The sequence below is a fragment of the Microbacterium oleivorans genome, assembly GCF_023715745.1.
Classification (GTDB): Bacteria; Actinomycetota; Actinomycetes; order Actinomycetales; family Microbacteriaceae; genus Microbacterium; species Microbacterium oleivorans_D.
Genome location: NZ_JAMBOV010000001.1, coordinates 483,383 through 496,560 on the forward strand (window position 1 = coordinate 483,383; position 13,178 = coordinate 496,560).

A 13,178-nucleotide genomic window follows, 5' to 3' on the forward strand; every position below is an offset into this window, starting at 1 on the left:
CCATGTCACACCAGCCCTTCGGTCTCGCGCTGCAGCCGAGCGCCCTGTCGGAAGATCACGCTCAGCGCTAGCAGAGCGAGAGCGATGCCGAGTGGCCACAGGGGCGCGTCGATCGAGATGAATGGGCTCGCGCCGAGGGTCGCGGAGTCTGCGGGTAGGACGGCGCGAGCGATGTACTGCTGCGCGAGGCTGCTCAACACCGGCCCAAGTGTGCCGGCGACGAGGACCGTGACGGCTCCGGCCATCATCCAGACCGAGGCGCGACGGGCGAAGGCGTGACCACGTACGGCCCGCTCACTGATCACCGCGATCACGAGTCCCGGCACGGCGGAGACCAGCAGCGTCAGGATCTCTCCGACGGCCAGCAGCAGCCGGTATCCCGCCTCAATCCCGACGACCGTCACCGATCCGCTGGTGAAGTGAGCGCAGTCGATGACCATGCCGCCGCCCGTCTCAGACGTCATGTCGCACGGGAGTGCGGTGGGCCAGTTCGCCCAGAGCGGCAGGTCGGAGAACGAGAACGTGTCCGTCGTCGACCAGCGCAGAACGGTCGTGAGGATCGCCAGGATGACCCAGGCGACCCAGATCCGTGCGAGGGCAGCGATGACGTCGAGGAGCACGGAGGGGGATTTCCGTCTGCGCGCGTCCCAGATGAGGAGACCGGTCACCGCCGCGGCGATACCCGCGCCGAGGAGCGCGAACAGTATCGCGCTGCCCAGGTCCACTCCGGCAATGTTCACTTCGGTATCCCCCATAACGACTTTCGTTGTTATCGAGAAACGTTATGCCCGCGGATGCCGCGGCCGCAACCCCGGGCTTCGGTATGCCCACGGCGAACACGGGCATACCGGCATCCGAGCGTCGTTAGCCTCTACGTAAGACGCCGCCAGTGCGTCGAGTGGAGGTGGAGACGATGTTCGAGAGATTCACAGACCGTGCACGTCGTGTGGTGGTGCTCGCCCAAGAAGAGGCGAAGATGCTGAACCACAACTACATCGGCACGGAGCACATCCTCCTCGGCCTGATCCACGAGGGCGAAGGCGTTGCCGCCAAGGCCCTCGAGAGCCTCGGCATCTCGCTCGACGCGGTGCGCGAGCAGGTCCAGGACATCATCGGACAGGGGCAGCAGCAGCCGACGGGTCACATCCCGTTCACGCCGCGTGCCAAGAAGGTGCTCGAGCTGTCGCTGCGCGAAGCGCTGCAGCTGGGCCACAACTACATCGGCACCGAGCACATCCTGCTCGGGCTCATCCGCGAGGGTGAGGGTGTCGCCGCACAGGTTCTCGTCAAGCTGGGCGCCGACCTGAACAAGGTGCGCCAGCAGGTCATCCAGCTGCTCAGCGGCTACCAGGGCAAGGAGCCCGCAGGCGTCGCGACCGGCGCCGGCGAGCAGGCCCAGGCCACCGCCCAGGGCGGATCGGCTGTGCTCGATCAGTTCGGCCGCAACCTGACGCAGGCCGCGCGCGACAACAAGCTCGACCCCGTCATCGGGCGCGAGAAGGAGATCGAGCGCGTGATGCAGATCCTGTCGCGCCGCTCGAAGAACAACCCGGTCCTCATCGGTGAGCCCGGCGTCGGCAAGACCGCCGTCGTCGAGGGTCTCGCTCAGGCGATCGTCAAGGGCGAGGTGCCCGAGACGCTCAAGGACAAGCAGGTCTACTCGCTCGACCTCGGCTCGCTCATCGCCGGTTCCCGCTACCGCGGCGACTTCGAAGAGCGCCTCAAGAAGGTCACCAAGGAGATCCGCACGCGCGGCGACATCATCGTCTTCATCGACGAGATCCACACCCTCGTGGGTGCGGGTGCCGCCGAGGGCGCGATCGACGCCGCCAGCATCCTGAAGCCGCTGCTCGCCCGCGGTGAGCTGCAGACGATCGGTGCGACGACGCTCGACGAGTACCGCAAGCACTTCGAGAAGGATGCCGCGCTGGAGCGCCGCTTCCAGCCGATCCAGGTGGCCGAGCCGAGCCTGCCCCACGCGATCAACATCCTGAAGGGCCTGCGCGACCGCTACGAGGCGCACCACAAGGTGCAGATCACCGACGGCGCCATCGTCGCCGCGGCGAACCTCTCCGACCGGTACGTCTCCGACCGCTTCCTGCCCGACAAGGCCATCGACCTGATCGACGAGGCCGGCGCCCGCCTGCGCCTGTCGATTCTGTCGAGCCCGCCGGAGCTGCGCGAGTTCGACGAGAAGATCGCGAAGGTCCGCGAGGACAAGGAAGCCGCCAGCGAGGAGCAGGACTTCGAGAAGGCCGCCGCTCTGCGCGACGAGGAGAAGTCGCTCTTGGCGGAGCGTCTGCGCCTCGAGAAGCAGTGGCGCTCGGGTGACGTCGCGTCGCACGCGGTCGTCGACGAGGGTCTGATCGCCGAGGTCCTCGCTCAGGCCACCGGCATCCCGGTCTTCAAGCTCACCGAGGAGGAGACCAGCCGTCTCGTCTTCATGGAGAAGGCCCTGCACCAGCGCGTCATCGGTCAGGAGGAGGCCATCGCGGCCCTCTCCCGCACGATCCGCCGTCAGCGTGCCGGCCTCAAGGACCCGAACCGTCCGTCGGGCTCGTTCATCTTCGCCGGACCCACGGGTGTCGGTAAGACCGAGCTCGCCAAGGCGCTCGCCGAGTTCCTCTTCGACGACGAGGGTGCGCTGATCTCCCTCGACATGTCGGAGTTCGGTGAGAAGCACACGGTCTCGCGCCTGTTCGGTGCCCCTCCCGGATTCGTCGGCTTCGAAGAGGGCGGCCAGCTCACCGAGAAGGTGCGCCGCAAGCCGTTCTCCGTCGTCCTGTTCGACGAGATCGAGAAGGCCCACCCGGACATCTTCAACTCGCTGCTGCAGATCCTCGAAGAGGGTCGCCTGACCGATGGTCAGGGCCGCGTGGTCGACTTCAAGAACACCGTGATCATCATGACGACGAACCTCGGTTCGTCGGCGATCGCCGGTGGTCCGGTCGGCTTCCAGGTCGAGGGCAACTCGCAGACGACCTACGAGCGGATGAAGGGCAAGGTCGACGAGGAGCTGAAGCGCCACTTCAAGCCGGAGTTCCTCAACCGTGTCGACGACGTCATCGTCTTCCCGCAGCTCAATAAGGACGAGCTGCGCCAGATCGTGACGCTCTTCACGAAGCGCCTCAGCGAGCGTCTGCTCGACCGTGACATGACGGTGGAGCTGACCGACGACGCGAAGGACCGCCTCATCGAGATCGGTTTCGACCCGACGCTGGGTGCCCGGCCGCTGCGCCGCGCGATGCAGCGCGAGGTCGAGGACCAGCTCTCCGAGCGGATCCTGCGCGGCGAGCTGAACGCCGGCGACCACGTGAAGGTCGACACCGAGAACGGCCGCTTCGTCTTCGCCACCACGCGCCAGGAAGGCCGCGAAGCGGTCGGCGTCGGCGCCGCGGGTGAGATCACCGCGAGCCCGGACATCATCGCCGGGTCGTAAGCGACACGAACGACAGGGGTCGGATGCCGAGAGGCATCCGGCCCCTTCGTCGTTCAGGCGTGGCGCACCAGGAAGACGTCGACCTCGTCCTCGGTCTCGAGCGCGAAGCCGTGGCGGTCGTACAGCCGCCGGGCCGGGCTGCCCTGCAGCACGTTCAGGCGCCAGGGGAGCGGGTGGTGTTCCGCGAGCGTCGCGTGCAGGACTTCCGTGCCGATCCCGGCGCCCTGCAGGTGCGCGGCGAGGTAGAAGTGCTCGAGCCAGGTGCCGTCCGAGGAGGGGCGGACGGCGATCGACCCGGCATCCGCTCCGTCGACGACGATGATGCGGGTGAGGGCCGGATCGAAGGCGTCGAGGAACCGCTGCCGCACACGGGTCTCGTCGTACCGCCCGAGGCGCTCGAGGTCCGGGCGCAGGACCACCGCGCGGAGCTCGGCGATCCAGCTCGCGTCGTCGGGGGTCGAGGGGCGGAGGGTCCAGCGCATCCGTCCATTCAACCGCGCGCCCGCGTCGCGAGCGGGCAGGATGGGAGGGTGCGCGCATCCGTCACCGTTCGCCCGGCACATCTCGACGGGCCCGACCTGGCCGCGGTCGCCTCGATGCTGGCGGCGTATCACGCACAGACCGAGCGGGAGAAGGTCGAGCAGGGGCTCGCCGAGCCCGGACCTCTGCCCGAGCGATACGCGGTCGAAGTGCGTGACCCCGCCATGTCCTTCGACGGAGCCGATGTCCTCGTCGCGGAGCGCGAAAGGGCGGCCATCGGGATGGCAGTGACGCACCGCGCGGGGAGCGACGTCGAGCTCAAGCGCCTGTGGGTCGCCCCGACGGGTCGTCGATCCGGCGCAGGGTCTGCCCTGCTGGCGGATGCCGCGGAACGTGCGCGCGCCCTCGATGCGACGGGGCTGCGGCTCTCGGTCTGGGACTGGCGAACGGACGCCCTCGCGCTCTACCGGCGGCAGGGCTTCGTCGAGGCGCCGTCCTGGGAGTCACGCGCACAGCTCGTGTGCCTGCGACTCCCGCTGTGAGCGGCTGTCAGCGGATGCAACGGATGCCGGGCGGCACCCGGCATCCGCGTCACCGTCGCCGGGGTGTCGCGTCGGATGTGTGCATCCGCGAGCGGGGGGCGATCAGGTGAAGCCGCCGGGGGCGAGCAGTGCGACGCATGGGCCGAGGACAAGGATCCACGCGGCGGCGGTGACGATGAGGATGCCGGTGCCGATCGGGCGGGTCCGTGGCGAGAACATCAGCGCGATGCCGACGACGGCGATGATCACGAACGGCATCAGGAAGCCGATGAGACCGACGGAGATCAGTCCGATCGCGAGCAGTCCGCCGAGGAGGTAGGCCCCGCATCCGATGCCGGTGCCGATCCCGACGCCGGCGCCGAAGCTCCGAGGCCGTGGTCCGGCGGGCGCCGCATAGCCCGGCGGTTCGGGCGAGATCCCGGGGGCGCCGGGATACGGCGGCGTCGGGTAGGGCGGACCCGCCTGCGGGGGTGTCGGGTACGGCGGACCGGTCGGCGGCTGCCCGGCGGCGTCGCCACCCGGAACGGAGGGCGGCACCGGCGGCGGCGCGGCCGGTGTGCCGTCCTGCGGGGGAGGCGTCGGGTCGGCGTCCTCGGGACGATCAGGTTCGGGGGACATCGGCGGCCATCCTTCCGATCGGCGGGGTCTCACTGAGGCGGAGCCGCCCGCGCGCGGCCATCCAGGCGAGGCGGGCGAACAGCAGGGGGATCGTCACGGCGAGGAACAGCTGCGGCCGGGTGAGACCGAGCCAGGCGACCTCGTTGCCGCGGACGAACTCGACGGCGAAGCGGAACACCGCGTACGCCGCGATGTACAGCGTCAGGGTCTCGCCCGGCGCGATGGGCCGGTGGCGCAGCCAGAACCAGAGCAGCGCGAAGGCGACCGCATGGAAGACGATCTCGTACACGAAGCTCGGGTGCAGCGGCACGCCCGCGGGCGCCCCGACGCGTGCGGCTGCGGCCGGGTCGAGGACGATGCCCCATCCGCCGCCGGTCGGGGTTCCGGGTTGCTCGGTGAGGAGGCATCCGATCCGGCCGATCGCCATCGCCAGCGCGACGGCCGGGGCGAAGAGGTCGCCGGAGCGGTCGGGGTAGCGCGCGATGCGTTTGGCGACGTGCACCCCGAGCCAGGCGCCGACGAGCGCCGACAGCATCGACGCGTTGCCGTAGGCGAGCTGGTCGATAAGCGACAGGTTCTTCGACGGATCGAGGTGCTGCGCCCAGGTCCCGAGCCGCGAGAGCACGGCCGCGCCGACGAGCGCCCCGAGCACGAGATAGGCGATCCGCGAGTCGGTGACGCCGCGACGGCGCTTCTCGACGAGGAAGACGACCCCCGCGGCGAGCAGCCCGAGGCCCACGAACGCGGCGTGCGTGTCGATGGGCGGGAGCCAGGGGGCAAGGTCGCTCAGCAGCGGGAACACGGGTCAGCCCAGCAGCCGTATCCAGAGCATGACCCACAGCGGGATCGCAGCCAGGGCGAGAACCTCGAGCACGCACAGGTACGCCAGGACCAGGCGGGTGTCGCCGAGCTTGCATCGCGATCGGAGCAGCCCCGCACGCCGGGCGCGCGCGTACCCGGCGATGGCGACACCGGCGAAGACGGCGACCGCGAGGGGACCTGTGACGGCGGTGATCGCAGCGATCGTCGCGAACACGCACAGCCGCAGCGGGTCGAACGGCGCGACCGGATCGGCGACGCTCTCGTCGCGCTGATTGAGGTGCCCGAACCCGGCGGTGCTCACGACACGCTCACCGGGATCTGACGCCGGCCGCCCGTCGCGGTCGACAGGCGGGTGCGGCCGAGGGGCGCCCACGCCTGCACGGCGCAGAACGGGGCGCACTGGTGCGCGTCGGTCGACTCGTTGACCGTCGCGACGTGCACGCAGCACTGCGTGAGCCGTTCCTCGATCATCGTGTTGATGTCCATGAACGGCTTCACCGTGATCCGCAGCACCCGCTCGCCCATCATCTTGCGCAGCCGCGCATGCTGGCCCGGGAGCTTCGATGCGGCCAGGGTCGCGAGGGTCCCGATCCCGAGATCGCAGTTCTGGCAGATGTCGCGCCAGATCGAGCTCATGGACGGATGCGACAGCGACGACTGCTCGCTCAGCAGGTCGAGGAGCGACCCCTTCACCACCTCGCGGATCGCCTTGTTCACGTTGCTGTCGGCGATGCGGTTCGCGATCATGTCGGGCTGCAGGTCGAGGAAGTCCTTCAACCGCTCGTGGCCGATGAGGCCGACGAGCGACTTCCACTCGCCGGCGTCGTCCTTCAGCAGGTAGCCGACCGAGCAGCAGTGCGGGTGGCTGCACGGCAGCGCGGTCAGATCGCGCCAGGTGACCTCGCCGTCGGTCTGCGGCCCGAGTCGGTTCAGCACGCCGGTGTGCGTGAGGCGGTCGATGGGGTCGATGCCGGACGAGCGTCCCGAGCCGAACACCGGCTGGACCGTCACGCCGCCGACGAACGGTGTCGCCATCGCGCGGCGGATGACCGCGCCGATCTCGCCGTCGTTGACCCCGAGGGTCGCTGTCATCGTCAGCGTGGTGAAGACTCCGGCATCCGACAGCCGTTCGATCGCGCGCTCCTTGAACCGGCGGATGTCGGCGCCGCGGTGGAAGGCGGATGCCGCGGCCGATTCGCCGTCGTACTGCAGGTAGACCTCGACCCGCTCGCGGTGCTTCTTCAGCACCTCGACGAAGGCGTCGTCCTGCGCGATGCGGAGGCCGTTCGAATTCAGCAGGATGCGGACGATCGGCCGGGCGACGAGATGCTCGAGGAGCTGCTCGAGCCACGGGTAGAGGGTCGGTTCGCCGCCCGACAGCATGAGCACGTCGATGCGGTCGTTCTCCTTCGCGAGTCGCGCGTCGACGGAGGCGAGCACCTCGGCGAGCGGTGCGATGGCGGAGGCGGCGGGGCTCGACTCCGCGAAGCAGGTCGGGCACTTGAGGTTGCAGTGGTCGAGCAGGTCCTCGAGGAGGATGCAGGTGTGCTGGGTCTGCATCTGCGGCAGACCGTCCTCGTACGCCGAGGGCACCGGCTTGAAGTTGCCCGTCGTGTCGGGACCGTGCACCTTCGTCGGCGCGGTCCACTGCTCGAGGTAGGTGAGGATCTCGGCCGACTCGTCGTAGAGCGTGCGCACGAGGCCGTGATCGGGGCATCCGCGTTCCAGCCAGACGGTGCCGTCGCGGTCGGCGAGCCACCCCGACAGCCTGCGCACCTCGCTCAGCGGACGGTCCGGGTCCTCCTCGTGGCACGTCGGGCAGAACGCGTTCACGTAGCGGTGGATCCGATAGTCGCGCAGGGGCATCCCCGCTCCGGCGTGGCTCATGCCCACACCCTAGTCCCGGGGTCGGCCGGGCCTGGGGGTGGACCGCGTTCAACGGCGGCCCGCGTCCGCCGATGCAACGGATGCCGGGCGACACCCGGCATCCGCGTCGCCGTCACCCGCGTGTCGTGCGCGATCTGTTGCATCCGCGAACACGCCCGGACGTGCGAACGGACCGGGCGCGCCCTCAGCAGCGCCCGGCCCGTCCGGGTCGATCAGGAGCGACGATCGCCGAAGACGTCCTTCTCCATGGCGTCGTAGCCCTCGCGCTGCGGGTCGCCGTGCAGACCGCCGGAGAGCGCGTACTCCTCCTCGGGAGACAGGACGAGGCGGGTGCGACCGTAGACGGCGAACCCGATGAAGATCACGACGTAGACGATGATGATCGCCACGATCGCGAGCAGGTAGGCCGGGTTGAACAGCAGGCCGACGAACACGATCGCCGCGATGATCGCCGCGGAGTAGGCGCCGAACAGGCCCCACGGGCTCTTGTACGGACGCTCGGCGTTCGGGAACTTCCGACGCAGGATGATGAACGACACCATCTGCAGGAAGTACGCGAGCACCGCGCCCCACACGGCGATGTTCAGGACGATCGCACCGGCCGGGCTGGCGTCGCCGCCGGCAGCCTGCAGGATGACGAGCGCGATGAAGCCCAGAACGGCGCCGAAGGTGAGCGCCACCCACGGCGTCTGGCGCTTGCCCGTGAGGGACAGCCAGCGCGGGTAGTACCCGGCGCGGGACAGCGAGTACATGTTGCGCCCGTAGGCGAACATGATGCCCATGAGCGAGGCCAGCAGGCCGATGAGGGCGAGAAGGGACAGGATCGCGGCGGCCTGATCCGGCAGGAACGCCTTGAAGCCGTCGAGGAGTGGTTCGACCGAGCCGCCCGTCACCTCGGCGCCGAGCACGCCGGTGTTGAGGAACAGCACGATCAGACCCGTGACGATGAGCGTGCCGCGGGCCCAGAGGCCGGCGCGCGGGATGTCACGGGCAGGGTTGTGCGACTCCTCCGCGGCGAGCGGCAGCTCCTCGATGCCGAGGAAGAACCACATCGCGAACGGCAGCGCGAGCAGGACCGCACCGATGCCCTCGGGGAGGAACGTAGATGAGGCGAACGCGTCGGGGTTGGGGGCGATGTCCCACAGGGCGTCCCAGCTGAAGGCTCCCGAGACGAGCGCCATGACGCCGAAGACGACGATGATCCCGATCGAGATGATCGAGACGACGATCGCGAAGCCGAACGAGACGGCGGCACCGGCGGCGTTGAGGGCGATGAACAGCGCGTAGAGGATGACCCACCACAGCCACGGGGGCAGGCTGACACCGGTCAGCAGCGACAGCGCCGAGTCGGCGTACTGGCCCGAGAAGTACACGACCACCGCGGTCGTGGCGACGTACTCGATCGTCTCGGCGAGGCCGGTCGCCAGGCCGCCCCAGGGGCCCATCGCCGAGCGCGAGAACGAGTAGGCGCCGCCGGTGTGCGGCATCGCGGCCGCCATCTCGCCGATCGAGAAGGTCAGGCCGTAGTACATGAGCACGAGCACAGCGAAGGCGATGAGCATGCCGCCGAATCCGGCGAAGCCGATGCCGAAGTTCCAGCCCGAGAAGTCGCCCGAGATGACGGCGGCGACCGCGAGGCCCCAGAGCCCCCACACACCTGCGGAGCGCTTCAGCGTGCGTTTCTCGAAGTAGCCGTCCTCGGCGCGGGTGTAGCGGACACCGCCGGTGGCGGGGGGAGTGGTGCTCGGATTCGTCATGAGACCTCCTGGCTGCGGTCGGCGCGGCAGGGCGCCGTCGGGTCGGCGCGCTGGCTCACGCCTTGCGGATGAGTGTGGCGTCTATTGGTATGCCGTGTCTACCTTTGGCATGTAGCGTTCTCGTTACAGACCCGACCAGCGCACGACGGAAGGATGACGGATGCCCGGAAATCTGACGGTGGACGAGCTCGCCGACGCGATTGCCAAGGATGAGATCGACACGGTGATCGTCGCCTTCCCCGACGCGCAGGGACGCCTGGTCGGCAAGCGCGTCGCAGGCAGGTTCTGGCTCGACGAGGTCGCCGGCCACGGCGCGGAGGTGTGCGACTACCTGCTCTCGGTGGATGTCGACCTCAACACGATCGACGGGTACGCGATGTCGGGCTGGGACAAGGGCTACGGCGACCTCGTCCTGCGCCCCGATATGGCGACCCTGCGCCGCATCCCGTGGCAGCCGGCCACGGCGCTCGTCATGGCCGACCTCGAATACGTGCGCGGCGGCGCCGTCGCGCAGTCGCCGCGCGGCATCCTGAACGCCCAGCGTCAGCGTCTCGCCGACCGGGGCCTCGTCGCCTACTCCGGCACGGAGCTCGAGTTCATCGTCTTCGACGACTCGTTCCGGGATGCCTGGGCCAAGCGCTACGTCGGACTCCAGGCATCCACCGACTACAACGTCGACTACAACCTGCTCGCCACCACCCGGCTCGAGCCGCTGCTGCGCGACATCCGCCGCGGCATGGAGGGCGCCGGCCTCTATTGCGAGGGCGTCAAGGGCGAGTGCCACGACGGCCAGCAGGAGATCGCGTTCCGCTTCGCGGAGGTGCTCGAGACCGCCGACCAGCACACGATCTACAAGAACGGGGCGAAGGAGATCGCCGACGCGCACGGGAAATCGCTCACCTTCATGGCGAAGTTCGACCAGCGCGAGGGCAACAGCTGCCACATCCACCTCTCCGTGCGCGGCGAGGACGGCGAGGCCGTCATGGCCGGCGACGGTGAGCATGGATTCAGCCCGCTCATGCAGCACTGGATCGCGGGCATCCTCGCCACCCTCCGCGAGTTCACGCTGCTCTACGCGCCGACGATCAACTCGTACAAGCGCTTCGCCAGGGGCTCGTTCGCCCCGACCGGCATCGCGTGGGGCGTCGACAACCGCACGTGCGCACTGCGCGTCGTCGGGAAGGGCTCGTCGCTGCGCGTCGAGAATCGCGTGCCCGGCGGCGACGTGAACCCGTACCTCGCGATCTCGGCGATCATCGCGGGCGGCCTCCACGGCATCGAGAACGAGCTCGAGCTGCCCGCCCCGCTCACCGGCAACGCCTACGACTCCGATGTGGAGCACCTTCCGACGACGCTCCGCGAGGCGGCAGACCTCTTCGAGAAGTCCGAGATCGCCCGGGCCGCCTTCGGTGAGGACGTCGTCGCCCACTACCTGCACCAGGCTCGCGTCGAGGTCCTCGCCTTCGACGCCGCCGTGACCGACTGGGAGCGCATCCGTGGCTTCGAACGTCTCTGACCCGACGGGCGGTCGCCGTCCCGTCATCGGGTTGACCACCTACCTCGAGCGCGCGACGCAGGGAGTCTGGGACGTCCGTGCCAGCTTCCTGCCGCAGCAGTACTTCGACGCCGTGACCGCGTCGGGCGGCGTCGCCGTCCTGCTGCCGCCCCAGCCGTCGGCTCAGGCGGCCGCCGCGGCGGTGCTCGACGGCCTCGACGGGCTCATCCTCACCGGCGGGCTCGACGTCCAGCCCGAGCTCTACGGGGCGCCCCGGCATCCGCTCACCGACCCTGCCCGCGCGGACCGCGACGAGTGGGAGCTCGCCCTCCTTGCGGGAGCCCGCGAGCGCCGCATGCCGGTGTTCGGCATCTGCCGCGGGCTGCAGCTCATCAACGTCGCGTACGGCGGCACGCTGCACCAGCACCTGCCCGAAGCGCTCGGCACCGAGCGGTACAAGATCGGCGGCGGCGTGTTCGCCGAGAACACCGTGGAGGTGGATGCCGAGACCACGCTCGCGGGCCTCGTCGGCGCCGGTCCGTACACGGTGCACAGCTACCACCACCAGGGCATCGATCGTCTCGGCGAAGGACTCGTCGCCACCGCCCGGACGGACGACGGACTCGTGCAGGCCTTCGAGGGGCCCGGCGGCGACTACCTCGTCGCGGTGCAATGGCACCCCGAGGAGAACTCCGCCGATCGGCGCCTGTTCCTCGGGCTGGTCGCCGCGGCCGACGCCTACGCCGCCGCGCACCGGGGGGTCGCCGCGTGAGCGTCTTCACCGTCCTGAACCCCGCCACCGGCGCCGCGGTGCGCGACGTCGACCTCGCCTCGGTGGAGGAGACGGATGCCGCGGTCGCCCGCGCCGTCCGTGCGCAGCGCGCGTGGGCCGAGCTCGCGCCCGTCGCCCGTGCCGACGCGCTGCGGAACTTCGCGCGCGTCGTCGAGGACCACGTCGAGGAGCTCGCCCAGCTCGAGGTGCTCGAGGCGGGGCATCCGATCTCGTCGGCCCGGTGGGAGGCATCGCACGTCGCGCAGGTGCTCAACTACTACGCGGGTGCGCCGGAACGCCTGATCGGCAGTCAGATCCCCGTCGCCGGGGGTCTCGACGTGACCTATCACGAGCCCTACGGCGTGGTCGGGATCATCGTGCCGTGGAACTTCCCGATGACGATCGCCTCGTGGGGGTTCGCGCCGGCGCTCGCCGCGGGGAATGCCGTCGTCCTGAAGCCGGCCGAGCTCACGCCGCTGACGGCGATGCGCCTCGGCGACCTCGCCCTCGAGGCGGGGCTGCCCGACGGGGTCTTCACCGTCATCCCCGGGGCCGGTCCCGTCGTCGGTGAGCGGTTCGTGACGCATCCCGACGTGCACAAGGTCGTCTTCACCGGATCGACCCGCGTCGGCACGCAGGTCGCCGCGGGATGCGCGCGAGAGCTCAAGCCCGTGACCCTGGAGCTCGGCGGCAAGAGCGCGAACGTCGTCTTCGCCGACGCCGACCTCGAGGCGGCCGCCGCGGCCGTTCCCGGATCGGTGTTCGACAACGCCGGTCAGGACTGCTGCGCCCGCAGCCGTCTGCTCGTCGAGCGCTCCGTCTACGACCGGTTCCTCGAACTCGTCGAACCCGCCGTCGCCGCCTGGCGCGTCGGCGACCCGAACGACGAGGGCACCGAGATGGGACCGCTCATCTCCGCCGCGCAGCGCGACCGCGTCGCGTCCTACGTCGACGGCGCGGACGTCGCGTTCCGCGGGTCCGCCCCCGACGGCGACGGCTTCTGGTTCGCGCCGACCGTCGTCCTCGCCGGACGGGACGACCGCATCGCGAAGGAGGAGGTCTTCGGGCCCGTCGTCGCCGTGCTGCCGTTCGATGACGAGGTCGACGCGATCGCCCTCGCGAACGACACCGTCTACGGGCTCGCCGGCTCGATCTGGACCCGCGACCTGGGGCGCGGTATCCGCGTCTCCCGCGGAGTGCGCAGCGGTGTGCTGTCGGTCAACTCGCACTCGTCGGTCCGGTATTCGACCCCGTTCGGCGGCATGAAGGCCTCGGGCCTCGGCCGCGAACTCGGGCCCGATGCCGCCGAGCACTTCACCCAAACCAAGAACGTCTTCTACGCCACCTCCTGACCGGAAGGACCTCC

General features: G+C 69.8%; 12 protein-coding genes. 5 read left to right on the forward strand and 7 right to left on the reverse strand.

The genetic code is table 11. The features are described from left to right. Positions 1-5: 5 nt before the first annotated feature. Positions 6-740, reverse strand: coding sequence for a hypothetical protein (locus M3190_RS02285; protein ID WP_251577905.1), 735 nt, complete (start codon positions 738-740; stop codon positions 6-8). Positions 741-913: 173 nt separating this feature from the next. On the opposite strand from M3190_RS02285, the gene M3190_RS02290 reads away from it, so the two are divergent. After that, positions 914-3,439 carry an ATP-dependent Clp protease ATP-binding subunit gene (locus tag M3190_RS02290; protein WP_064003636.1) on the forward strand — a complete coding sequence of 842 codons (2,526 nt, stop codon included), beginning with the start codon at positions 914-916 and terminating at the stop codon, positions 3,437-3,439. Positions 3,440-3,492: 53 nt separating this feature from the next. Here M3190_RS02290 and M3190_RS02295 read toward each other — a convergent pair whose 3' ends face one another. Further along, positions 3,493-3,921: a GNAT family N-acetyltransferase gene (locus tag M3190_RS02295; protein ID WP_251577907.1), complete on the reverse strand. Its 429-nt coding sequence runs from the start codon at positions 3,919-3,921 to the stop codon at positions 3,493-3,495. Positions 3,922-3,969: 48 nt separating this feature from the next. Between M3190_RS02295 and M3190_RS02300 the strand changes: the two genes are divergently transcribed. Continuing rightward, on the forward strand, positions 3,970-4,461 hold the full coding sequence (locus M3190_RS02300; RefSeq protein WP_251577909.1) for a GNAT family N-acetyltransferase: 492 nt from the start codon (positions 3,970-3,972) through the stop codon (positions 4,459-4,461). 102 nt (positions 4,462-4,563) lie between these two features. Here the strand turns inward: M3190_RS02300 and M3190_RS02305 are convergent, their stop codons facing one another. The 5 genes from M3190_RS02305 to M3190_RS02325 form a co-directional block, all read right to left on the reverse strand. Beyond that, positions 4,564-5,079: a hypothetical protein gene (locus tag M3190_RS02305; RefSeq protein WP_251577911.1), complete on the reverse strand. Its 516-nt coding sequence runs from the start codon at positions 5,077-5,079 to the stop codon at positions 4,564-4,566. Next, positions 5,063-5,881, reverse strand: coding sequence for a prolipoprotein diacylglyceryl transferase (locus M3190_RS02310; RefSeq protein WP_251577913.1), 819 nt, complete (start codon positions 5,879-5,881; stop codon positions 5,063-5,065). The genes M3190_RS02305 and M3190_RS02310 overlap by 17 nt, the downstream gene beginning before the upstream one ends. Before the next feature lie 3 nt (positions 5,882-5,884). Then, complete coding sequence (locus M3190_RS02315; protein ID WP_251577915.1) at positions 5,885-6,202, reverse strand: hypothetical protein; 318 nt, start codon at positions 6,200-6,202, stop codon at positions 5,885-5,887. Further along, positions 6,199-7,788 (reverse strand): radical SAM protein, encoded by a 1,590-nt coding sequence (locus tag M3190_RS02320; RefSeq protein ID WP_251577917.1) that lies wholly within the window; start codon positions 7,786-7,788, stop codon positions 6,199-6,201. The genes M3190_RS02315 and M3190_RS02320 overlap by 4 nt, the downstream gene beginning before the upstream one ends. A 212-nt stretch (positions 7,789-8,000) precedes the next feature. After that, positions 8,001-9,545, reverse strand: coding sequence for an amino acid permease (locus M3190_RS02325; RefSeq protein WP_251577919.1), 1,545 nt, complete (start codon positions 9,543-9,545; stop codon positions 8,001-8,003). Between the two features lie 160 nt (positions 9,546-9,705). Between M3190_RS02325 and M3190_RS02330 the strand changes: the two genes are divergently transcribed. Genes M3190_RS02330 through M3190_RS02340 form a run of 3 tightly spaced genes read left to right on the forward strand, consistent with a single transcriptional unit; the run spans position 9,706 to position 13,164 of the window. Continuing rightward, positions 9,706-11,061, forward strand: a complete 1,356-nt coding sequence (locus M3190_RS02330) for a glutamine synthetase family protein (protein ID WP_251577920.1) — start codon at positions 9,706-9,708, stop codon at positions 11,059-11,061. Next, complete coding sequence (locus M3190_RS02335) at positions 11,042-11,812, forward strand: gamma-glutamyl-gamma-aminobutyrate hydrolase family protein (RefSeq protein WP_251577922.1); 771 nt, start codon at positions 11,042-11,044, stop codon at positions 11,810-11,812. Before M3190_RS02330 ends, M3190_RS02335 begins: the two co-directional genes overlap by 20 nt. After that, positions 11,809-13,164 carry an aldehyde dehydrogenase family protein gene (locus tag M3190_RS02340; RefSeq protein ID WP_251577924.1) on the forward strand — a complete coding sequence of 452 codons (1,356 nt, stop codon included), beginning with the start codon at positions 11,809-11,811 and terminating at the stop codon, positions 13,162-13,164. Before M3190_RS02335 ends, M3190_RS02340 begins: the two co-directional genes overlap by 4 nt. The last annotated feature ends 14 nt before the right edge of the window (positions 13,165-13,178 follow it).